This is a genomic window from Salinispora fenicalii (assembly GCF_000514815.1).
GTDB classification, from domain to species: domain Bacteria; phylum Actinomycetota; class Actinomycetes; order Mycobacteriales; family Micromonosporaceae; genus Micromonospora; species Micromonospora fenicalii.
The window spans coordinates 144,844-166,034 of sequence record NZ_AZWQ01000016.1 but is presented as its reverse complement, the minus strand read 5'-3'; the positions used below and the strand labels follow the sequence as shown (position 1 = coordinate 166,034).

At 66.3% G+C, this 21,191-nt stretch carries 21 protein-coding genes and 1 tRNA gene; 10 read left to right on the top strand and 12 right to left on the bottom strand.

What is annotated here, in order from left to right; genetic code table 11:
• Window positions 1-29: 29 nt before the first annotated feature.
• The 6 genes from B116_RS27780 to B116_RS0106430 form a co-directional block, all read right to left on the bottom strand.
• On the bottom strand, window positions 30-167 hold the full coding sequence (locus B116_RS27780; RefSeq protein ID WP_188115998.1) for a hypothetical protein: 138 nt from the start codon (window positions 165-167) through the stop codon (window positions 30-32).
• Window positions 168-333: 166 nt separating this feature from the next.
• Window positions 334-2,115 (bottom strand): selenocysteine-specific translation elongation factor, encoded by a 1,782-nt coding sequence (selB, locus tag B116_RS0106450; RefSeq protein ID WP_027659544.1) that lies wholly within the window; start codon window positions 2,113-2,115, stop codon window positions 334-336.
• A complete protein-coding gene (selA, locus tag B116_RS0106445) occupies window positions 2,106-3,401 on the bottom strand; it encodes an L-seryl-tRNA(Sec) selenium transferase (protein WP_027659543.1) in 1,296 nt (431 codons plus the stop codon). Before selA ends, selB begins: the two co-directional genes overlap by 10 nt.
• Window positions 3,398-4,408: a selenide, water dikinase SelD gene (gene selD, locus B116_RS0106440; RefSeq protein ID WP_027659542.1), complete on the bottom strand. Its 1,011-nt coding sequence runs from the start codon at window positions 4,406-4,408 to the stop codon at window positions 3,398-3,400. Before selD ends, selA begins: the two co-directional genes overlap by 4 nt.
• Window positions 4,409-4,433: 25 nt before the next feature.
• Window positions 4,434-4,529 (bottom strand) — tRNA-Sec (locus tag B116_RS0106435).
• A 350-nt stretch (window positions 4,530-4,879) separates the two neighbouring features.
• The gene (locus tag B116_RS0106430; protein ID WP_223874515.1) at window positions 4,880-6,103 is read right to left on the bottom strand and encodes an FG-GAP repeat domain-containing protein; all 1,224 of its coding nucleotides are present in this window, start codon (window positions 6,101-6,103) and stop codon (window positions 4,880-4,882) included.
• Window positions 6,104-6,309: 206 nt separating this feature from the next.
• On the opposite strand from B116_RS0106430, the gene B116_RS0106425 reads away from it, so the two are divergent.
• Entirely contained in the window at window positions 6,310-6,741 is a 432-nt protein-coding gene (locus B116_RS0106425) for an ester cyclase (protein WP_027659540.1), read from the top strand.
• 53 nt (window positions 6,742-6,794) lie between these two features.
• Here B116_RS0106425 and B116_RS0106420 read toward each other — a convergent pair whose 3' ends face one another.
• The 5 genes from B116_RS0106420 to B116_RS0106400 form a co-directional block, all read right to left on the bottom strand.
• Window positions 6,795-7,565 (bottom strand): ABC transporter permease, encoded by a 771-nt coding sequence (locus tag B116_RS0106420; protein WP_188115997.1) that lies wholly within the window; start codon window positions 7,563-7,565, stop codon window positions 6,795-6,797.
• A 29-nt stretch (window positions 7,566-7,594) separates the two neighbouring features.
• Complete coding sequence (locus B116_RS0106415) at window positions 7,595-8,581, bottom strand: daunorubicin resistance protein DrrA family ABC transporter ATP-binding protein (protein ID WP_027659538.1); 987 nt, start codon at window positions 8,579-8,581, stop codon at window positions 7,595-7,597.
• Between the two features lie 97 nt (window positions 8,582-8,678).
• A complete protein-coding gene (locus B116_RS0106410) occupies window positions 8,679-9,839 on the bottom strand; it encodes an FG-GAP repeat domain-containing protein (protein ID WP_027659537.1) in 1,161 nt (386 codons plus the stop codon).
• Window positions 9,840-10,294: 455 nt separating this feature from the next.
• On the bottom strand, window positions 10,295-11,812 hold the full coding sequence (locus B116_RS0106405) for a vanadium-dependent haloperoxidase (RefSeq protein WP_027659536.1): 1,518 nt from the start codon (window positions 11,810-11,812) through the stop codon (window positions 10,295-10,297).
• A gap of 40 nt (window positions 11,813-11,852) precedes the next feature.
• Window positions 11,853-12,512 carry a nuclear transport factor 2 family protein gene (locus B116_RS0106400; RefSeq protein ID WP_027653621.1) on the bottom strand — a complete coding sequence of 220 codons (660 nt, stop codon included), beginning with the start codon at window positions 12,510-12,512 and terminating at the stop codon, window positions 11,853-11,855.
• A gap of 289 nt (window positions 12,513-12,801) precedes the next feature.
• Here B116_RS0106400 and B116_RS0106395 point away from each other — a divergent pair, with 289 nt between their 5' ends.
• The 6 genes from B116_RS0106395 (at window position 12,802) to B116_RS0106370 (ending at window position 17,282) form a co-directional block, all read left to right on the top strand.
• On the top strand, window positions 12,802-14,574 hold the full coding sequence (locus B116_RS0106395) for a PD40 domain-containing protein (protein ID WP_027659535.1): 1,773 nt from the start codon (window positions 12,802-12,804) through the stop codon (window positions 14,572-14,574).
• Window positions 14,575-14,633: 59 nt separating this feature from the next.
• Window positions 14,634-14,996, top strand: a complete 363-nt coding sequence (locus B116_RS0106390) for a hypothetical protein (protein ID WP_033667331.1) — start codon at window positions 14,634-14,636, stop codon at window positions 14,994-14,996.
• On the top strand, window positions 14,993-15,196 hold the full coding sequence (locus tag B116_RS0106385) for a hypothetical protein (protein WP_027653624.1): 204 nt from the start codon (window positions 14,993-14,995) through the stop codon (window positions 15,194-15,196). Before B116_RS0106390 ends, B116_RS0106385 begins: the two co-directional genes overlap by 4 nt.
• A gap of 224 nt (window positions 15,197-15,420) precedes the next feature.
• On the top strand, window positions 15,421-15,582 hold the full coding sequence (locus tag B116_RS27315) for a hypothetical protein (RefSeq protein ID WP_155255717.1): 162 nt from the start codon (window positions 15,421-15,423) through the stop codon (window positions 15,580-15,582).
• A gap of 186 nt (window positions 15,583-15,768) precedes the next feature.
• Window positions 15,769-16,662 (top strand): helix-turn-helix domain-containing protein, encoded by an 894-nt coding sequence (locus B116_RS0106375; RefSeq protein WP_027659533.1) that lies wholly within the window; start codon window positions 15,769-15,771, stop codon window positions 16,660-16,662.
• A 236-nt stretch (window positions 16,663-16,898) separates the two neighbouring features.
• The gene (locus tag B116_RS0106370; RefSeq protein ID WP_027659532.1) at window positions 16,899-17,282 is read left to right on the top strand and encodes a VOC family protein; all 384 of its coding nucleotides are present in this window, start codon (window positions 16,899-16,901) and stop codon (window positions 17,280-17,282) included.
• Between the two features lie 157 nt (window positions 17,283-17,439).
• Here B116_RS0106370 and B116_RS0106365 read toward each other — a convergent pair whose 3' ends face one another.
• On the bottom strand, window positions 17,440-18,009 hold the full coding sequence (locus B116_RS0106365; RefSeq protein WP_027659531.1) for a nitroreductase family protein: 570 nt from the start codon (window positions 18,007-18,009) through the stop codon (window positions 17,440-17,442).
• Window positions 18,010-18,785: 776 nt separating this feature from the next.
• Between B116_RS0106365 and B116_RS0106360 the strand changes: the two genes are divergently transcribed.
• The 3 genes from B116_RS0106360 to B116_RS28595 all read left to right on the top strand — a co-directional run bounded on the left by B116_RS0106360 (window position 18,786) and on the right by B116_RS28595 (window position 21,191).
• Window positions 18,786-20,096 (top strand): TolB family protein, encoded by a 1,311-nt coding sequence (locus B116_RS0106360; protein WP_223874514.1) that lies wholly within the window; start codon window positions 18,786-18,788, stop codon window positions 20,094-20,096.
• A gap of 79 nt (window positions 20,097-20,175) precedes the next feature.
• Window positions 20,176-21,063, top strand: coding sequence for a class I SAM-dependent methyltransferase (locus B116_RS0106355; RefSeq protein WP_027659529.1), 888 nt, complete (start codon window positions 20,176-20,178; stop codon window positions 21,061-21,063).
• A 2-nt stretch (window positions 21,064-21,065) separates the two neighbouring features.
• Window positions 21,066-21,191: a hypothetical protein gene (locus B116_RS28595; RefSeq protein WP_263404859.1), complete on the top strand. Its 126-nt coding sequence runs from the start codon at window positions 21,066-21,068 to the stop codon at window positions 21,189-21,191.

The window sequence follows — 21,191 nt, the reverse complement described above, 5'->3', positions numbered from 1 at the left end:
CCAGCCGAAGAAGGTCGCCACCGTGAGGATCAGCAGCCACTCCGCTGTGAGCAGGAAGCATTCCGACGCAGGTTGATCGGCATGGAGACCTTCGCGGGCGGAACGTTGCTGAAGATGCGGTCCTCGAAGACGTACCGCACGTACTGCGGGGTCCGGAACCCGAGCACGGCCAGCAGGATGTTCTTGCCGAAAAAGCCGAGGTCGGACCCTGCAGTTGACAGGATGTTGATGCCGTCGGCAAACCTGGCGGGCCAGCAGCTTTCCAGAAGGGATGACGCTGTGTCTGCGGACGACGAACCATACCGCTGACACGGAACTTAGGGGAGGGCCTAGCTACGGCAATGGGGAGCTAATGACCCGGTGCGTGTTGTTCACGCGTCGGGTCGCACCCTGCTTGTCGAGATGCTCCAGCAGCGGCAGCGCGACGCGGCGGCTGGTGCCCCATGCGGTGCGGGCCTGGCTGACGGTGAACGGTTGCTCGATGCTCGCGAGTCGGCGCGCCGCCTCGGCCGGTGCGTCGGGTAGCAGGTAGACATCGGGTGCGAGACGGCAGAGCAGACCGGCGTTGACCGCGGCGGCGAGGTGTTGGCGGGACAACCGGTGTCGTGTGAGCTCCTCGGCGCTGGGAGCGGCGAACGGGTCCTCGCGCAGTCGCGCGTGGATCTCGTCGATCGCTCGGCGCACTGGTGCGGGGAAGTGCGTCTTGGCATCCTTGCGGCGCACGCCGCCGCTGTCGAGGACAAGCCCTGCGTCGGTGATAAGCGCTTCGATCAGCCGAGGATCGGCGATGCTGACTCGCCGGGCCGCCGCCTCCGGCGCGAGACCGGGTGACAGCGGGTTCGCTGCCGTCCACTCGTCGACGGCAGCGCTCAGCGCGGACACCCAGGTCTTCCAGACGGTCGGGTCGACCAGCCACTCACCCGCGGCGATAGCATCCAGCGGTGTCCCGGCTTCCCGGGCCAGGACGCCGGCGGTGACGAGCGCGTCGCGGCGCACGGCTCCACGGCGGGTGATCTCGGACGCTACATCGGGCTGATCGTTCATCCGCGTCAGTTGGTGGGCCCGGCGCTTGGCGTCGCCTCGAGCGTTCAGTCGCGCTGGGAAGGTGTCGAGAACGACGACGCCGGCGACGATGTGCTGGGCACCTGGGTCGCGCAGCAGGCCCCGCTCGCCCATGTGTAGCGGTAGCGCGGTGGTCAGGGTGAGGCGGGCGGCGTGTGATCCGAGTTTTCTCAGGCGTACGGGCACCGCCGCCGATCCGGTATGCAGGACGAGGTGGGTAGGTATCCTGTCGGCTTGCCTTATCAGCCGTACGTCCATGGTGGTGACCCTCGTGAAGGCGCCCGGCTGGACCAGCGCGTACCCGCGTCGGACCTCGTTGGCGCCGAGGCCGCGTAGGTTGACCGCTAGCCGGGACACCGCCTTGGCTCGCTCGACCTTGGTCTTGAGACTTTGCAGGCCGCGGATCCGTACGGGTCTACCTGCGGGTTCGAGCACGAGTTCGTCGCCAACCGCCATGGTGCCTGACCCGAGTGTTCCGGTGACCACGGTGCCGCTTCCCCGTACGGTGAAGGATCGATCGACCCACAGTCTCGATGGACCCGGCCGAGGCGCGGGAAGCGCCCGCGTGAGTTCACGCAACGCGGTGCGCAGAGCGTCGAGGCCGTGGCCGGAGGCGGCGGACACCGCGACCGCGGGCATTCCGGCCAGACCGGTGTCCCGCAGCCGCTCGCGTGCCTGGGCGATCGTCGGCTTGGGGTCAGCGAGGTCGCAGCGGGTGACCGCGAGGACGCCGTGGCACACGTCAAGGGCCTGCAGTGCCGCCAGGTGCTCCGCCGACTGCTGTCGCCAGCCCTCGTCGGCGGCGACGACGAACAGGACGGCGGTGACCGGCCCGACGCCGGCCAGCATGTTCGAGACGAATCGCTGGTGGCCGGGCACGTCGACGAACGCGGTCATGTGTTCGTTGTCGAGGGTGGTCCAGGCGAACCCGAGGTCGATGGTCATGCCGCGGCGGCGTTCCTCGGCCCAACGGTCGGGTTCCATGCCGGTCAGTGCCCGTACCAGCGTCGACTTTCCGTGGTCCACGTGGCCAGCTGTGGCGATCACGAACATGCGCACTCCACCGCCTGGGCCACCACCTCGTCCTCGACTGGTGGGACACAGCGCAGGTCCAGCAGGAGGTGGCCGTCGTGAATCCGGCCGACCACGCAGGGCACGCCGCGGCGCAGCGGCTCGGCGAGCCCTGGTGGAAGTCGGACAGCCCAGCCGGGCAGCCGCAAGCCTGGCGCCGAGCCGCCGCCGACGACCCCGTCGCTGGGTGTCACTGTCGCGGCGGCGCCGCTCGCCACCAGCCGGGCTGCCAGCCTCTCTGCGCGTTCCCGCAGTTCCCCCTCGTAGGCGTGTAGGGCTAAGGCGGTGGGGGTGACGGGCTGGCGAAGGGTCGCCTCCAGCGCGGCGAGGGTGAGCTTGTCGACGCGCAGTGCCCGGGCGAGAGGGTGGCGGCGTAGCGTCTCGATCACCTCTTGGCGGCCGAGCAGGAGCCCAGCTTGCGGGCCGCCGAGCAGTTTGTCACCGCTCGCGGTCACGACCGTCGCGCCCTCGCGCAGCCAGGTGGCGGCGTCTGGTTCGTCGGGAAGCAGTGGTTCCGGGCGCAGCAGCCCTGACCCGATGTCGGCGACCACCGGGACCGGTAGCCTGGCCAACTCGGCTACGCCGACCGCCGAGGTGAAGCCCTCGATCCGGAAGTTGGAGGGGTGGACCTTGAGGATGAATCCAGTCCGCGGGGAAACGGCTTCGGTGTAGTCGCGTAGGTGCGCCCGGTTGGTGGCGCCGACCTCGCGCAGTCGGGCGCCGGTGCTTGCTAGTAGTTCGTGTAGTCGGAAGCCGTCGCCGATCTCCACCATCTCGGACCGGGCGACGACGATCTCCCGGCGCGCCGCGAGTGCGGTGGCGGCCAGCACGAGCGCGGCCGCCCCGTTGTTGACCACGTGCACGTCGCCGGCGTCGGGCACCGCGGCCCGTAAGGCATCGAGGGCGCTACGGCCGCGGCGGGCACGGGCGCCGGTGGTCACGTCGTACTCGATGTCGGTGTATCCGGTGGCGGCGGTGACAGCCGCGACGGCCGCCGCCGACAGCGGGGCGCGGCCGAGGTTGGTGTGCAGCACCACGCCGGTCGCGTTGATGACCCGGCTCAGCGGTGCGGGGGCCGGCGGCAGTGCGGCGAGCGCGGCGGGCAGGACATCGGCGGGCTTGATCCGGTCGTCCCGGGCCCGCTGCTGGGCCTCTCGGATCGCCTGCTTCACTACGTCGGCGCCGAACAATTGGTGTGCCTCGGACAGACGTGGATCGGCGAGCAGCGTGTCGGTGCGGGGGATGTGCCGGCGCGGGTCGGCGGTCACCCGACGACCAGGGTGTGCTCGCCATCGGCGGGAACCAGCTCGCCGATTACGGTGGCTCCGGGGATCTCCCCCGTGATCAGCAGGCCACCGGAGGTCTGCGCGTCAGCGAGCAGCAGCCGCTCCCACTCGGTGACGCCCGGGCCCCAACGGGTGTGCGGCCGCACCCAGTCGAGGTTACGGCGGCTACCTCCACTGACGAACCCGTCCCGGACGGCCTCGCGGGAGCCGTCCAGGTACGGCACCGCGGCCGCGTCGACGACCGCCGTCACCCCGCTGGCGCGCGCGAGCTTGTGTAAATGCCCGAGCAGACCAAAGCCGGTCACGTCGGTCGCGCAGGTCACCCCGGCGCGCAGGGCTGCGTGGGAGGCGTCCCGGTTCAGGATGGTCATCGTGGCGACAGCGGCCGGGAAGATCTCACCAGTCGCCTTGTGCCGCGAGTTCAGGACGCCGACGCCCAGCGGCTTGGTCAGGCTTAGCGGCATCCCCGCCCGTCCGGCGTCGTTGCGTAACAACCGACGGGCATCGCCGATTCCGGTAACCGCCATCCCGTACTTCGGTTCGGCGTCGTCGATGCTGTGGCCCCCGGCGAGATGACAACCCGCCTCGCGGGTGATGTCCTGGCCACCGCGCAGCACCTCGCTCGCAGTCGACATCGGCAGCAGGTCACGCGGCCAAGCCAACAGATTGACGGCCAGGATCGGATCCCCGCCCATCGCGTAGATGTCGGACAGGGCGTTCGCGGCGGCGATCCTGCCCCAGTCGTATGGGTCGTCGACGACTGGGGTGAAGAAGTCGGTGGTCGCGATGATCGCGGTGTCGCCGGAGAGCCGAACCGCCGCGGCGTCGTCGCCAGTCTCTAGGCCGACGAGCAGCTCATGAGTTGGCTCGGTCAGGGGGCCGAGAACACCGCCCAATGCGGCCTCCAGCTCCCCCGGCGGGATCTTGCAGGCACAGCCCCCGCCGCGGGCGTACCGAGTCAGACGCACCGAGTCCTCGGCCACAACCATCGATGTACCACCCCGTAGACGTCCTTGGCGGAGGCGGACAGGAATCGAACCCGCCGGCCAGGCTGAGCCAGGCCCACCTGCTTTGAAGGCAGGGGAGACCACCAGGAACTCAAACGCCTCCATATATGAATAGATCCTAGCCCAGGCGCCGTCGGGCTTGCAGCCCCGAACGAGCCGTCAGGCACCGGCTGGGCCGGTACGAGCGATCGGCCTTTAGTGTGTCGTACTCCGCCGCGCACCGAGTCATCCACAATCTCGACTCCAGCTCGGGCGGGGCCGCCAGACCGAGGCTGCCTGGGAACTCAGCATCATCACCGATACCCTTCGCTCGGTTGCTCTAGGTTGCCTGACGACAAGCGCTGTGTGCCCTGACCAGGGCGCACAGCGCTTGTCGAATCGCGATTCCCGACCCGGGCCTGGGTGGGAACGTGCCGGCGCGGATGGCCGACGGGAGCAATCCATCCACCGATGTCAGCCGCCGGTGGTGTTGAGTAACACCGATACGTTGTCGTCCAGGGAGTTTGCCGTTGCGAAGTCGGCCTTGCCGTCACCGTTGAAATCCGCCACCACGATCGCGGGTGACCCCGCACCGACCGCGATGTTCTCCGGTACGGCGAATCCACCCCGCCCGTCGCCGTGGAACAACGTCACGTCGTCGGAGTCGAAGTTCGGCGCCACGATATCCTGGTAGCCGTCGCCGTTGAAGTCGCCGGTGGCAAGGTCACCCGGGTGCACCCCGGAGGTCAGAATCGTCGGAGCGCCGAATCCACCCTGTCCGTCGCCGAGCAGCACCGCAACCTGGTCCACTTCGTACAAGGCGCTCGCGACGTCCAGCACGCCGTCGCCGTTGAAGTCGGCGAGCGCCGCCCCGGAGGCCGTGTCCCCCGCTGGGTAGTCCGACGGTGGGCCGAAGCGGCCACGGCCGTCGCCCTCGAGAACGCTGATGCTGCCCGAGTTGTAGTTCGATACGATCAGGTCAAACTTGGCGTCGCGGGTGATGTCGGCGATCGACAGGCGCAGCGCGCCGTCCCCGGCCGGAAAGTGCGATGCTTCGCCGAATCCGCCCTGCCCATCGCCGAGCAGCACGGTCACATTGTCGCCATTGAGATTCGGAGTCGCCAGGTCGAGGTTGCCGTCGCCGTTAAGGTCCCGGGCTACGATCCGGGCCGCACCATCCCCCGCGGGGGTGAACACCGGTTCACCAAATCCGCCTTGGCCATCGTTTAGATACACCGAAATCTCGTCCGATCCCAAGTTCGCTGCGACGAGGTCGAGCCAGTTGTCGCCGTTGAAGTCGGCGGCAACCAGGCCGTTCGGCGTGCGACCAGCGGCTAGCGTGACAGGCGGCAGGAAGCCGCCGGTACCGTCTGCCATCAGCACCGCGACATCGTTCGAGTTGTAGTTCGGCGTGGCGAGGTCGAGATGGCCGTCGTTGTTCAGATCCGCCGCGAGGATGTCCGCGGCCGCGTCGCCGGCGGGATAGACCATGGCGGACGCGAACGCGGCGGATGTCTCCGGCGGCGGGCCCGGCTCAGGGGTCCTTGGCTCCAGTGCTGGGGTCGAGGCGGCCGACGTGGTCGAGGAAACCGGCGGCGGTCGCTCCCCGCCGTCGTTGTCCGTGGTGCAACCGGAGGCCACCAGCGCCACTGCGACCGGCGCCGCGAACCACCACCTACCTACCGCATTCTTGCGCACGGGTCTTCTCCTTGCATTCGCAGTTCCTTGGCAACCCAAGCTCATTCCCGTTATAGGCCGAGGTGCAGCGGTAGGTCTTATTCTGGCTTGCGCGGTTCTTCGAAACGCGGTCCGGGTGAAATTCCCAGTCGATAAGAAGAAGTCAGATATTGGTGCCGGGTACAACGGGCATGTAGTGACCGGCAGAATCGGACGGAGATCGTGACATGACTGAGCGAAGTCGCAACGAGGAGACCCTCCGCGCGCTATACCGAAACTTCAATGAGAACAATCTCGACTGTGCGATGGCGCTGCTGACCGAGGACTACGAGGGCGTTGACGTTCCGACCGGCGAGGTCGTCCATGGGCCGGCGGGGTGGCGCAGGCGCCAAGAGCTGAACCGAGCGCCGATGCCGGATGCCCAGGTCGAGATCGTTAATCTGATCGTTTGCGGAGATATTGCGGTAGCTGAGGTGGTCAACGAGGGCACACACACCGCGCCGTTCCCGCTACCGAACGGGGAACTCCACCCGCCGACAGGTAGCCGGATCCGCGGACTGAGCTGTGAGCTCTACTACTTCCGGGACGGCAGGATCGCCAGCGGCAAGCTGTACTACGACTTCCTGACCGTCGCGACCCAGCTCGGCCTGCCGCTATGAGCACGCCGCGCGCCCGGACCGGACACCGGACCGGGCGCGCGGAGCCTACTTGGTCAGCGGCGCACCGCCTTGCGGTACCGGTGCGTGGCCAGTGGCACGAAGATCACAAGGATGAGTACGATCCACCCGATCGAGGCGACTATGGGATTTTGTAGCGGCCAGGTGTCGCCCGGCGGGTAAGCTGGGTTGGTGTTGCCGAACAGCTCCCGCGCCGCCTGCGCCACCGCGGAAACGGGGTTCCACTCGGCGATCACGCGTAGCGGCCCGGGAAAGCCTTCGGGGCTGACGTAGGTGTTGGCGATGAACGACATCGGCATGATCACCATGAAGCTGGCGTTACTCACGACCTCCGGCGCTCGCACGGATAGCCCCACCACGGCGAGCAGCCACGACAGTGCGTAGGCGAACGCCAGTAGGAGCAGAAGACCCGCTACTCCCTCGCCAAACGAGCTGTCTATCCGCCATCCCACGAGCAGACCGGCCAACACCATGACGGCCAGCGACAGGACATTATTCGCCAGATCACTGGCGGTCCGCCCGAAAAGTACAGAATAGGGCGATATCGGCAGTGACCGAAACCGGTCCACGATGCCTCTTTGGATGTCCTCGGCTAACCCGGCGCCTGTGATCACCGAATTGAACACGACGGTTTGTACGAACACACCGGCGAGCAAGAATTCTCGGTACGACACACCGGGGGCCTCGATAGCGCTGCCGAAGATGTAGGCGAACAGCAGCGTGGACATAATCGGCATGATCAGCGAGGACATGAACAGGTCGGGCATTCGCAACGTCCTGATCAGGTTCCGCTTCGCCAGCACCATGCCGTCTCCGACGGCCCACACCAATGAGCTCACCGCACTACCTCCTGCGCCTCTTTCTCCGAGGAAGACTCGATGGGGGGCTCGACGATGCGACCGGTGAGCGCGAGGAATACGTCATCCAGTGTGGGTCTGCGTAGCGACGCGTCCACGACCTCAATCCCGGCCGCATCGAGACGCCGTATCCCGTCTACCAGCACTCCGTCGGCGGCCGTGACGGTCACCGAGAGGTGACCCTCCGCGTCGGATACCGGTTCACCCGCCGAGACCGACGCGAGCACACTCCGGGCCCGGGAGAGATCGGCGGGGCGCGATAGGGTCACCTCGAGCCGGTGACCCCCGACCTGGTTCTTCAGCTCATCGGGTGTGCCGCCGGCTAGGACGGCACCGTGCTCAATCACGGCGATGCGGTCGGCGAACCGGTCCGCCTCTTCCAAGTACTGCGTTGTGAGCAGCAGCGTGGATCCACCCGACACCAGCTCACCGACGGTCTCCCAGGTGGCCTCCCTGCTACGGATGTCGAGTCCAGTGGTGGGTTCGTCGAGGATGAGCACCTTCGGTCGGGCAACGAGTGCACCCGCCAGGTCGAGCCTGCGCCGCATACCACCGGAGTACTCCTTGAGCCTACGGTTCGCCGCCTCGGTGAGCCCGAATCGTTCGAGGAGCTCCCATGCACGCGACCGCGCGCCACGCCGGCCGAGGTGGTGCAGCCGGCCGAGCAGTTCGAGGTTCTCCTGCCCAGTGAGCATCTCGTCGACGGCGGCATACTGGCCAGACAGGCCGATGGTCTGGCGAACCTGCCGGGCCTGCCGTACCACGTCGAGCCCGGCAACCTCCGCGTGTCCCGCGTCGGGTTCGATCAAGGTGGCGAACACCCGCACCGCTGTCGTCTTTCCCGCACCGTTGGGGCCAAGTAGACCGAGCACAGTGCCCTCGGCCACCTCGAGATCGAAACCGTTGAGCGCGGTCGTCTCGCCGTACCGCTTCACCAGCCCCTGCGCCACGATCGCTGCCGTCATCGTCGTCTCCTGCCCCGGCGTGCGTCGTCGGATTACCTACCGGGCGACCATACCGGACGATATGTCTAATTGTCATACGCCACCGGTAAACGATTGGTCACTGACTGGTGCTATTGCGGAGCACGGTGACGTTGTCGTCGTGGGAGTTGGCGGTGGCGAGGTCGAGTAGGCCGTCACCATCGAGATCAACGGCGACGATCTTCACCGCACCGTCCCCGGCGTACACGTACACCGGGTCCCGAAACGTGCCGTCACCGTTGCCAGGAAGCACAGACACGTCGTCGGACTCGAAGTTCGCGGTCGCGAGGTCGATCGCGCCATCACCGTCAAGGTCAACCGCGACCAACCCCGTCGGACCGTCGCCAGCGGGAAGCATCGTTGGCGCGGCGAAGGTGCCGTCGCCGCTTCCGATAAGTACCGATGTAGTGTCTCCCTCGTAGTCTGGTGTCGCGAGGTCGACGTGCCCGTCTCCATTGAAATCTGCCACGGCGATTCCGTGTGGACCGTCGCCCGCTGGCGAGGAGACCGCAGGCGCGACCCCGCCCGCGCCGTCGCCGAGCAGCACGCTCACATCGTCGGAGTGGTGGTTGCCGGTAACCAGGTCGATCCGGCCATCGCCATTGACGTCCGCGGCCACGATGTCGGCGGTTCCGTCGCCCGCGGCGACATGCACGGGTGGGGCGTACCCGGTGCCGTCGGCCAGCATGATGCTGATGTCGTCCCCGTCATAGTTGGCGGTCGCGAGGTCAAGCAGATCGTCGCCATTCAGGTCGACGGCGATCACACCGGACGGGCCGTCACCCGCCTCATACGCGACCGGCTCGCCGAACCCGCCTGCGCCGTCACCATGCAGCACCGTGACGGTCTCGTCGCTGACGTTGATCGTCGCAATATCCTGGTTGCCGTCATTGTTCAGGTCCGCAGTAACGTTACGCAACGCGGCAGGTCCGGCGGCGACCTCAACCACCTGTCGCACGCCTGCCCTGCCATCGCCGAAGAGTACGGACGCGTTGCCCGGCCCGAGGTTCGGGGTGATCAAATCGGGTACGCCGTCGCCGTCGAGGTCCGCAGCCGCGATTGCGCGCGGGTTGTCGCCGACCGGCGTTGCGGCCGAGATATCGAACGACAGCGGCGGACCCTTGGGCTCCTCGCCCGGTCCCGTAGCCTGATCGGTCGTGCACGCGGCGCAGAGTGCTGCCGCCGCTGCTAGTGCGAACAGCCGCCTGTCGCCGGCTCTGAACCACGTGTGCTGAATCATCGCATTACCCCTTACCCTGTCGCGAAACGCTCTTTCCTACGATCGATAGCTCACGTGAACATCTGCCTGCTTACTACGCCTTGCGGCAAATTATTCGTGTGTCATGCCGCCCTGTCGTGAGCGGAATGCCGACAGCGGCGCGGTATGAAAGCAACACCAGCCGATACAATCCGTGCACTCTGAACATCGCGGGGAGCCAGTCCTCGGATCAGAATCGGCCCGCTGCGGTGTTGCCGGCGGATCTGTATTCGGGGTTGTCGCTTGCCGTGTTGGACAAGTGTGGGGCCGGCACACTGGTCGCACTCGGGGTGAAAGTCGGCGTCGGCAAACCTGGATACCGTCGAGTTCGAGTTGGGGAGCGTTGATCCGCGTTCGTGGAATGGAACAACAACCTGTGCCGCGCGGCGGTCAGGGCGACCGGCCGCGCGGCGCAGGCTCTGAGGTACACCGACGGGTCAGAACCGCACAGTGGTGCCGTCGAACCTGGTTACCGTGAACCAGTGGGGTTCCTTGAACCAGGCCTTTTGCTCACGGAGCAGTTGAATCGCGAGGCTCTCACCCAGCTTCGCCGACTCCGTCCAGTCGGTTCGCCAGTGCACGCCGGCGATGTTACGGCCGATGCCGACGTTCGCAGCCAGCTTGTTCAACTCTCCGCCAACCGTGAGTCGGCCGGCGTCCTGGCCTTCGTACGGCACTAACGCAGTACCGTCCTCGTTGGCCTGGACTGGGTTGTCCAACACCGCAGTCTCGTCAAACCACGCCTTAAGGACGGTCGCCGCGGCCGCGGCGGCGGTCCCATGGCCCGCACCATAGGACGGGTGCATGGGCGAGCCTTCCGGGAATGCCTGTGGCAGCAGGTAGGAGCCCCATTTCGAGAACACCCGGTCGACCGCGTCGGACTCGAGGACTTCGCGATCGATGAACTCGTACGCCCGGACCCCGCTTAGCCGCTGGTGCACCCGCGCACCGAAGACCTCGGGGCGCATCCTACGGTGCACGAACCACTTCTGATACCACACGGCACGCAGTGCCCGATTGGCTACCTCGGTCACCAGCGCCAGCAGGTGCGGGGTCCCGAACGTGGAAAACCCCTGCTGCGAGGTGCTGTCCGCGTACGGGTTACCCGCGTCGACTGGCGCACCGAGGCTGTCCAGGATCAGCCCGGCATGGAAGAACGCCTTTGCTGGGGTCGGTCCGCCGTCAAAGTGCAGCCAGTGGGCAAGAGCGCGCGGCGAGTACAGGAAGCGCCGATTTTCCTGGTCACGCTCGGACGGTGCCAACGTCCGGTTCCACCCTCGCTGCACCTTTAGATAGGTGCCGAACGTAGTCATGTAGTCCTGGTTGGGACGCACGGTGTCCTGCCGCTGCTCGAACCGATACGTGCCAAACTGGATATCCCGCCAGAGGAACTGCGACAGGTACGGTCCGACGTGATCTCCCGGGCTGTCACCGCGGAACAGCAAGCCGGGTGTGACCCGACCGTTTTGGCGCACCGCCCGGTAGTCCGACAGCCTCGTTAGGTCATCGGCCGCCGCCTGTGCCACGTCACTTTGGGTGAGCCGCGCGAACGGCACATCCCTACAGAGGGCCATCCAATAGAGCTCACACAGCTCGGCAGACAGCTCCGCTGAATCCATCCTGGGTGCAGGCGGTATGGTCATGTCCGTGCTGCGTGGACCGATCGCATTGATCGAGAGCCCGGCCTGCGGGTTGACCAGCGGCCGCTCGCAGGAGGGGTCAAGCTCAATTCCCTCGATCTGCCCTGGATCTTCAGTGGACAGCCGACGAACGAACCGCCGGTAAGCAGACCGATCAACTTCGCCGAACTCGTTGTGTGGCAACCCCTTGGAGAAGTTTCCGAGGTAGTCCGGGTACAGGTTTTCCTCTCCATTGGTCACGTGAGTCACCGGTGCGGGCGCGGTGCCCGCCGTGGTGTGTTCCGGCCGAATGATCCGGCTGACGGTAGAACTCATGTCTCGTCCAATCTCCCGCGGACCCGGCGCAGCAGGCCATTCAGTCCCGGCGAGTGTGCCCGGACGTCCGGGTGACGCCGGGCCGTGACTCATTGCCGTCGACGACGACTCGACCGACGCCATCCTGAGTCACTACGCGGGCACCTGGTATCACCTGGCCGTTGTCGTCGATCGGCACGCCGGCCGCGTTCACGCGGAAGCGCGGGCCGGCCTCGGACATGTGCCAGTGGCGCCACTTCCAGCCGTTTTCGGTGCGGACGGCGAGCGCGCTGGCCCGCAGTGGCTGATGCTCCTTGGTCGTGTCCGCCTTGGAGATCACGACGTCGCCCTCCTCGTTGATGAGGCCGAGCGTCGCCGTCGCCACCACCTGGTTGGCCGTGATCGACTTCACCTGGTTCTCCCCGCTAGCGGGAAACAGGGTGGTGAGGTACTCGCGCATCGCCGCCTTTTCGCGGATCACCACGGGCGAGCCGTCCAGTGCCACGAGCTCGTAGGTGGTGAAGTCCTCGGCGAGCGAGTCGACGATCCAGTCGATGTCCGCCCGCGCGTACGCCTCCTGTAGCTCCGCGAGGAAGCCACGGATTTCGCTTTCGGCGCGGCCGTCGGAGACGAACTCGGTGCCCTCGTCGGCGCCGGTGGCACCGAGCAGACCGCGCGAGAATTCACCGAGCTGTCGGCCGAAATCCTGAACCTCAGTCACAACAACCACTCCAATCGATAGTTACGTCTACAGGCCACCGGCGATCTTCGACCCCGGGCGCACTTCCCAACTGCGGTGACGCCGAGCGGATCGGGACATCGCCGCCACTGACGTTTCTAGCCACCGGCGGTGTGCGGGGACTTCTCACCCCTTGCTTCGCCGGAGACCGTGCGGGAACGGCGCGAGCACCCACACGGCGATCGCAAACGATGAGAAGGCCAGAAAATCACCCCGCGCATATCGTGCCGAATAGCTTGGGACGAATCGCAACGGTGACCTGGAGGACACGATGAATGGTTCGGTGAGCTCGCTTCCGCAACCGGGACCCGTGCGCGGCCCGGCGTTCCAGTTGCACAGGCTCGCTGAAGACCCGGCCGGAGCGGGCGACGGGGCGATCTCGCCGGACGGCTCGCGCTTTGTCGCCGCGTCGCGGCGCGCGGGCTCGCTTAACCTCTGGTTCTACGAGATCGCCACCAAGCAGTGGCACCAGGGCACCCGCGGCGCGGGCGAAGACCTCGAGGCGCAGTGGTCTCCCGACTCCATGTGCCTCGCGTTCACCTCTTCCCGCAGCGGGCATAAGGCGATCTGGCTATACAGGGTGCACGAAGCGCGGATCAGCAGGCTTACATTCGGCTCTCACGATGAGGAGTATCCGCACTGGTCGCCGGACGGTTCTACGATCATTTTCGTCGGGGGCGACTGGGGACAACGGCACCTCTACCTGGTAGCTGCCACAGGCGGGCCGCCGGTGCCGGTGACCGACAAGCCCGGCCGAGCGGGCGCGTGCGCCTACCTGCCCAACGGCAGCGGCCTGATCTGCCACTCTTACGACACCGGCGCAAGCGTGGTGTCGATCCTGCCGCTGGATGGTGGTGCGCCGCGGCAGGTGACCAACGGCCGCGCGTGGGACTACAAACCGACCGTTTCGAGCGCGCACCCGGTCGTCGCGTTTTCGCGGAGTGTCGAGGGACGCTCGGTGATCTGGGTGCAGCGGCTCGACGAGCCGAACCGCGGGCGCGCGTTAGCCATGGATGCGGCCGATGACCGGTGGCCGAACTGGACCGCCGACGGGCAGCACCTGTTCTTCCATCGGCTCGTCGACCGCGGGGTCGGCATCTGGGTCCTCGACCGCCGCACCAACGCGGTCGTACAAGTCGTCGGGCCGAACGAACAACCGAGGTACGGCAGCATCTCCCCCGACGGCACTCGACTTATCTACGCCATGGAGGAGACCGGGCGATCCACGGTGAAGGTCCGCGACATCGGCGGTGGGGTGGCGGAGCCCCTGCTGCTCGGGGACGCGGCGTTTCCGCAGTGGGCCCCGGACGGCCGCACCGTCGCCTATCTCACGCGGAAGGCGAGCAGGCTGCGATGGGAGATCGCGACCTACGACCTTGTGACGGGCACAAGCACGGTATGGACCTGCGGCGTCACATGGCTCAAGGGCCTATACGGTCCGCTGGACTGGTCACCGGACAGCACCCGGCTCGTCTTTAAGTCCGAAACTGAGCCATTCGAGGCGGACCTGTGCGTCCTGGACGTCCGGGATGGCCGGATCACCAAGCTCACCGAGGACCCATGGTGGGACGAGGCGCCGTCGTGGACCCCGGACGGCGCGGGTGTGATCTTCATGTCCACCCGCGGCGGCGACTGGACCTGGGGCCTCTACCGCAAAGAGCTGGGAAGTGGCGAGATCGTCACCTTGGCCCGCCCGGACTACATCGAGAAGAACAACCCCCGCCTGCTGCCAGACGGTACGCTCATCTATTCCCTCGTCGCCTCTGGCGTCGAGGATCTGTTCGAACAACTGCCCAACGGGAGCGGACGTGTGCTCTCGTCGGTCGGGCCCGCCGCCCGCTACCCGGTGCCGAGTCGGGACGGCTCGATGCTCGCGTTCACCCGCACGCACCGCACTGTCGAGTACTGGCTGGCGAGAAACGTGTGGGGTGACGGCTCCCCCGTCGTGGACCTCGCGGATGGCGAGGCGCGACAGTGCGGCACCCGCGACGCGCGGCCCCGAACCGGGCCGGTACGCAGTCCGGTTGACACGCGCCGCAGATGATGCCCGCTCCGGCCGGGCGTCAGTTTCCCGACCCCCTCGTAACCTCTGGAGAGATCCGCATGGCTCACAGTCTGACCGGCATATCCAGCCCGGCCGGCAAGATCATGATGTACCGCACCGCAGTCAGCGTTCCGTGGCACGTAGCGATCTACGAACCGGTGCACAACGGCTGGGAGTCCCCCGACGTGGCGGGTACGGCGCTGCGCGACCGCTTCGCCGCGGAGTCCGATCCCGCCGGGAGCTCGAGGGTGCTGAAGCTACGCCCCGGCGCCGTCGAGGCCTCCGACATCAACAGAGGTTGCTTATGTGACGAGTACCAGTTCTGGTTCGGCTCTACGCGCCTCCGTATCGACGCCCCACTGGGCGGGAGACCGTCCTACCAGTGGCCCGCAGCGCGGCTGACCGCGAAGGAGAAGCCGTGATCCTGCGCCGTGAACCCGTACTCGTACAGGCCATGGTCGTTGCGGTGATGAACTTGATCGTCGCCTTCGACCTGGTCAGCTTGACGCCGAACCAAAGCAACGCACTGATCGCGCTGAGCGCCGCCGTGCTCGGCCTCATCACTCGCCAGTACGTCACGCCGGTGCCCCGGCCTGGTGTGCAGTCGAACCGATCGCCGTGATCGGCGGGCCGCCGGTGAACGCCAGTTCGGCGTCCGAGCCCCACGACTGCCCCCGGCATCGGCACACGAGGGCACCTCGTCCGCCGCCGGTCGATGGGCTGCTTTCGGGCCGGGCGACTGGGTCAGGGCGCTGTTGGAGGGGCCGCCCGCCGCGCGGATAGGCTTTCGATGACGTGGGCGGTGACGGCAGGTCCGACGCGGCGGTGACCAACCGGTGGTAGGAGTTGACCCTACGGCTTGACTGGTCGCCCCGGCAGCACGCGGTGGCGGTCCGGCTTCTCACGCTACCCGACACCGGCGAGACCGCGCGGCCATGGCCGTCGCGCGTCAACCCCGCCGCACCGGCCGCCCGTGCGGTGCAGCAGGCCCAGCCGCACCCGGCCTAACTGGTACGCGGTCTCATCCGACGAGCTATTCGTTGGCACCGGCCTGCCGCAGGGGCCGTTTCAGCGTGCGGTGGTCAACGCCGTCCAGGGACAAAGCGATTACATGGTCGACCCGAGTCTCACAACGGACGCATCGGCGTCATGATCTGCCGCGGACGACGCGGCCTTCGGGGAAGGGTGGGGCTCATGAGTGGCCAGTCCACTTTGCGGTGGATCAGAGAGGCCAACTGTTTGCAGTGTGACAAAATCGAACTCTGTGCGAGCTTCGGCCTTTGCCTCATAGAACCCACGGGTGCGACACGGGTGACGGCAGTCGCCAGCGCTGTGGACTATATGATCGAAAACCTGGCGCAGCCTATCCAACTCGTCGATGTCGCACGGGTGGCAACCATGAGCCAGTTCCATTTTCATCGAATATTCCGAGAGATCACCTGCACTACCCCGGCACGGTTTCTCACCGCGCTCAGGATGTGCGAGGCGCAGCACCTCCTACTGAACTCACGGCGGTCAGTGACGGAAATCTGCTCAGCTGTCGGATATTCGAGTCTTGGAACGTTCATCAGTCAGTTCGGTCACCTGACGGGTCTGTCCCCACGCCGTTTCCGCACGGTCGTCAAGCGAATCGGCCATGTGCCGATACAGGAGCTGATCGAGTTCAGCGGCGCGATGGCCGAAGACGGTCCGGTCGGCGCGGTCACCTCGGACCGACAGGAACGGTACTGTGCCCTTCTCGGGCTGTACCGCACGGACCACCCGTGGGAGCGGCCGTCGACCTTCCAGGTCATCGAAACCAATCACGTGGTGCGCACCCCACCGGTCAGCGACGGCGAGTACGACACCGTCTCGGTCGGGTATAGCCCGGTCACGACCGTCGCCGACATACTCGGGGCACCCGTCGGCGCCCTCGGCCGAGTCGGCTTCGGTACGCGAACGCTGATCGCTCGGGACGGTCGGTCCCACCAACCCTTCCACATCGCCCTGCGCCGTCAGCGTCGCTTCGACCCGCCCATCGAGTTCTCCCGCTCGCTGCTTTCCCTAGTGGCACGCGCAAGTACGCGCACACCGAAGCTTCCGGTCTGATCTAGCCAGTCCCGGCGGAACTACACGGCGAGAGCTGTCCGAGTCGCTGTCCTCGTCGTGCTTGATGTCGGGGGACGGGCAGGACGACACCAGATCGACTGGAGGAACTTCCTCATCGACCTGCGGTGGATGCTCGAGGTTGCAGGGGACTGGCAGTAGCGTGTGGAAGGAAGATCTGGCTGGTCCGCAGTTTCAGGACATCGACCAATCGTGTCACTGGCTGAAAGGAGATGGGGATGGAGCGGGTACGCGGCATCGGAGGCTACTTCTTGCGGGCACGAGACCCAGAGGGTCTGAGCCGGTGGTACCGGGACAATCTGGGAGTGGTGGCGGAGGACTTTGACGGCTACTGGTTCCAGCAGGGCGGTCCGACCGTCTTCGCCCCATTTTCTGAGGATACAGACTATTTTGGATCGCCGGCGCAAAAGACCATGCTGAACTTTCGAGTGGTCAACCTCGATGCCATGCTTGCCCAGCTCAAAGCCGGGGGTGCCGAGGTGGATCACCGCATCGAAACCGACGACAACGGGCGGTTCGGTTGGGCCGTCGATCCTGAGGGCAACCGCTTCGAGTTGTGGGAACCCGTCGATGGTATCTCCGATCCAGGCGACCTGGTGTAACGGGCACCCGTAGCGAGCCGCCGCACGCTGCGTCGTTGGGGTAGGCAAACTCCCCGCCCTGCTATCCGCACCGGGTAGCCGCCGCAGAGATCGCCGGTGGACCAGTCTTCCCGGACAGACCGGACCGACGATGGCTGGTGCCACATATTTATCAGGCTCACCGTCCTGGCGTCGTCCCCCAGCGACTGGTGAAGGCGATCTCCGCCAAAGGCAGTCGGGAACGGGGTGGGCGAGCGCAGGTCACATCGGCGGTCACCCGGCCGACGGCAAGGATGACGAACGGCTCGAAGTCTGCCGGCACCTCGAAGGTCGCCATCAGCGGACGCCGGCGGAATCCGCCGAGCTGCACAGCGCGCCAGCCGGTGGCCCGGGCCTGCACGCTGAGCCGGGCAACTGCGAGCCCGAGCTCGTATTCGGTGCCATCCAACGTGCCGCCGTCGACGCCCTGAGCTTGGCGTAGGGCCAGTATCAGCGTTCCGGCGCCACGGGCGACTATCCGGTTCGTCGGCGTCAGCGCGCGGTGTAGCTCGTGGTATGTGCGGTCGCCCTTACGACCAACGAGAAAGCGCCACGGCTGTCGGTTCCACTGCGAGGTGGTCCACCGGGCCGCCTCGAGTAGTCCGGCCACCTGGGTCCACGGCAGTACCGACCCGTCGAAGACCTGAGTGTTGGCCGCTGGTGTGAGCAGCGGGTGCACGATGTCGGTCGCCACCGAAAGCCCAGCCATCCCTTGGACCCCTTTCCGAGGCCGGCGCCCGCCGGCCTCCACTTCGCGCTATTAAATGCCAGCGACCTCAGTGGATCAACCTGGATCTTGCTGAATCGTTTCAATCAATGCTATGGGTGTTGTCGACCGCGAAACGGCTCGTGTCAGCAAGATTCAAGAAGATGGTACTTCGTTAATCCAGGTAGGACTAGATCGTCGTATCCACTGCGACGCAGTAAGTCGGTCGAGGTGTGACTGAGGAGGTTCGAAGTGCAGGTATATGGGGCGTTCATTTATCGGCCTGCTGCGCCGTCCCGCTGTTACCGGCTCGTGCCGTGAGGCGGTTTGCGGGGGGCGATGGTATCGCAGGGGCGGGGGGATCGGGATTTCGGCTACGACGACTCGCCGTCGATCCAAACGGTTCCGGGGACGGTGCCATAGCTCCGGACGGAAGTAGATTTGTCGCTTCCTCGAAAAGAAATGGCTCCGTCAATCTTTGGTTTTTTGATCTGCGCTCAGGGAAATGGCAGCAGGGTACATGGGGGGCCGGTGACGATATAGAGGCCCAATGGTCACCGGACGGCCGGCAGTTGGCGTTCACTTCATCACGCAGCGGCCACAAGGCGATTTGGCTGTACCGGCTGAGCGATGGACAAATCCGCCAGCTGACGTCGGCCGATCACGAGGAGGAGTACCCTTCGTGGTCACCGGATGGACGCACGATCGCCTTCGTTGGCGGCTCGTGGGGTCGCCGGCACTTTCTGGTGGTGCCGGCCACCGGCGGCACGCCTCGCCCGGTGACCATAAACCCGGGACGCGCCGGCGCCTGCTCGTGGGCCCCGGACGGGCGATGGCTCGTCTGCCACTCGTACGACACGGGTGCGGGCGCGGTGTGGTTGCTCGATAGCCAGACCGCGGAGGCAATCCAGGTCACCGACGGCTCGTCGTGGGACTACAAGCCAACCATCTGCCCAACCCGGCCGGCGGTCGCCTTTTCCCGCAGTAACGAGGGGCGGTCCGTTATCTGGGTGCAGCGCCTCGGTGATGGTGTCGGCGACCCGCTCGTCGTTACCGGTGCGGACGATCGCTGGCCCACCTGGACGCAAGACGGAAATCACCTCTTCTTCCACCGGCTGGTCGACGAGGGGGCAGGCATCGCGATCTGGGACCGGAGAACGAGAACCGTACGGGACCTCGTGCCGGCGGAGCACAAGCCCCGCTATGCGTCCTTCGCTCCGGACGGGCGCCGAATTGTCTACGGCGCCGAAGTCGGCGGCCACTCCACATTGCGGATTCTGGACCTGGATACGGGGAATTCTCAGCCGCTACCCGCTGGCGAGGCCGCTTTTCCGACCTGGTCCCCGGACGGTCGGACGATCGCCTGCACGATCCGGCCCGACCCCAGCTCTCGATGGGAGATCGCGACCGTCGACGTGCCCAGCGGCCGGGTACGGCTCTGGACAACCGACCGTGCTGACCTACGTGGACTGCACGCGCCCGTCTCCTTCGCCCCAGATGGACGGCGCCTGGTGTTCCGCAGCGAGACCGAGCCCTTCGAGGCGAACTTGCTCGTGCTGGAGCTCGACAGCGGCCGGATTACCAACCTCACCGACGACAGTTGGTGGGACGAGGCCCCGTCGTTTTCTCCCGACGGACGTAGCGTCATTTTTATGTCGACTCGCGGCGGCGACTGGACCTGGGGCTTCTACCGAATCGACGTAGCCAGCAAGGAGATCGCGACGGTCGCGGGTCCCGACTACATCGAGCGCAACAACCCACAGCTGACCCGGGATGGTCGAACCCTGTCAACAATGGTCGCCTCCAAGGTCGAAGAGCTCTACGAGCAGCTACCTGATGGTGCCGGGCGGGTAGTGACCGAGGCAGGGCCGGGTGTCCGCTACCCCGTGCCGTCCGCCGACGGCGAACAGGTCGTCTTCACCCGTACTCGGACGACCGTCGAGTACTGGCTCGCGGAGAACGTTTGGGCTTCCGACTCGCCTCTCGCCTCACTCGCCCGCCCCTTGGTCGCCGAAGCCGGAACGCCGAAGGTCATCGAGCAGCCACCGCTTGGCCCGGTGCGCAGCCCCGTCGACACCCGACGCAGATGACGAATGTGACCACGCCCCATCCGGTCGGGTGGGCATCAGACGGCGTGACCAGGCACAGCGCCTATAGGAGGAGCAAAGAATGACGGAAGCATCGGAACAGGCGCCACAGCGGGATGTCGTTCCAGCAGAGGGCGATAAGAACCTTATCTACGACAGGGTGACCGGGCCGCTCTGGCGGAAAGCCGTGTATGAGCCGGTCCACGGTGGGTGGGAGTTCACCAACATCGGCGGTGCGCGTCTGCTCGACGCCATCGCGACGACGTTCCGGGTCGGGCCGCTGACGCACGTACTCGAGTTGTGCTCCGGCACCGGCGCGGTTGCCCGATACCTCAATCAGCGCACCGGCTGCTCTGTGACCGGGGTGGAGCTAAACAGCATTCAACTCGCCACTGCTCGCCGGGCCCGGGCCGAAGCGGGTCCGGGGTTGGCTGGTGTGTCATTCATGGAGGGCGACGTCACCCGATGGCAGCCGGATCGGCTCTACGACGTGGCCCTCGTTATCGATTCGCTCACCCTGCTGTCGGATCCGGTCGCCGCGCTACGCAATGCCCGGCGAGCGCTCCGCTCAGGGGGATGGCTGATCTTTTCCGACACGGCAGCGGGCCCCAGGATGACCACGGCAATAGAACGGCAGGCCTGGGACCTTGACGGCTTGCGTCCGTTACCGCGCCATCCCCGGTCGATCGACCTATTCACCTTGGCGGGTTTGACAGACGTCCACATGATCGACGCGACCGATGCCGCAGTCGACTGCTTCCGGGTTATCGAGGCTGCCCTGACTGATCGGGCCGACGAACTTGCCGTTGTGGCGACGGATGAGGAACTAGCGGACTGGCATGAGTCCACGCACTTCTACCTCGACGCCTACCGCACCGGGCGACTCACGTACTGGCACGGGTGCGCCCGCCGGCCTCGTCGTGCGGGCTCTCCCGCGCAACGGCCTGACCCCGACGACACCACGGAGTGATCATGGTACCCAGGCGTGAGCTGGTCATCTTTTCTACGGTGACGCCACTGAACGACCCATGGGACGCCTACGGACACCGGCTCGCCTTCGCCGGCAGGAGTCAGGCCGACGATCGGCCGTACCGGTGA

What these genes read in the sequence shown, in the direction of transcription:
- selB (WP_027659544.1), bottom strand. Translation starts at nt 2,115, where the DNA reads ATGTTCGTGATCGCCACAGCTGGCCACGTGGACCACGGAAAGTCGACG.
- selD (WP_027659542.1), bottom strand. Translation starts at nt 4,408, where the DNA reads ATGGTTGTGGCCGAGGACTCGGTGCGTCTGACTCGGTACGCCCGCGGC.
- B116_RS0106425 (WP_027659540.1), top strand. Translation starts at nt 6,310, where the DNA reads ATGACTGAGCGAAGTCGCAACGAGGAGACCCTCCGCGCGCTATACCGA.
- B116_RS0106420 (WP_188115997.1), bottom strand. Translation starts at nt 7,565, where the DNA reads ATGGTGCTGGCGAAGCGGAACCTGATCAGGACGTTGCGAATGCCCGAC.
- B116_RS0106415 (WP_027659538.1), bottom strand. Translation starts at nt 8,581, where the DNA reads ATGACGGCAGCGATCGTGGCGCAGGGGCTGGTGAAGCGGTACGGCGAG.
- B116_RS0106410 (WP_027659537.1), bottom strand. Translation starts at nt 9,839, where the DNA reads ATGATTCAGCACACGTGGTTCAGAGCCGGCGACAGGCGGCTGTTCGCA.
- B116_RS0106405 (WP_027659536.1), bottom strand. Translation starts at nt 11,812, where the DNA reads ATGAGTTCTACCGTCAGCCGGATCATTCGGCCGGAACACACCACGGCG.
- B116_RS0106395 (WP_027659535.1), top strand. Translation starts at nt 12,802, where the DNA reads ATGAATGGTTCGGTGAGCTCGCTTCCGCAACCGGGACCCGTGCGCGGC.
- B116_RS0106390 (WP_033667331.1), top strand. Translation starts at nt 14,634, where the DNA reads ATGGCTCACAGTCTGACCGGCATATCCAGCCCGGCCGGCAAGATCATG.
- B116_RS0106375 (WP_027659533.1), top strand. Translation starts at nt 15,769, where the DNA reads ATGAGTGGCCAGTCCACTTTGCGGTGGATCAGAGAGGCCAACTGTTTG.
- B116_RS0106370 (WP_027659532.1), top strand. Translation starts at nt 16,899, where the DNA reads ATGGAGCGGGTACGCGGCATCGGAGGCTACTTCTTGCGGGCACGAGAC.
- B116_RS0106365 (WP_027659531.1), bottom strand. Translation starts at nt 18,009, where the DNA reads ATGGCTGGGCTTTCGGTGGCGACCGACATCGTGCACCCGCTGCTCACA.
- B116_RS0106355 (WP_027659529.1), top strand. Translation starts at nt 20,176, where the DNA reads ATGACGGAAGCATCGGAACAGGCGCCACAGCGGGATGTCGTTCCAGCA.
- B116_RS28595 (WP_263404859.1), top strand. Translation starts at nt 21,066, where the DNA reads ATGGTACCCAGGCGTGAGCTGGTCATCTTTTCTACGGTGACGCCACTG.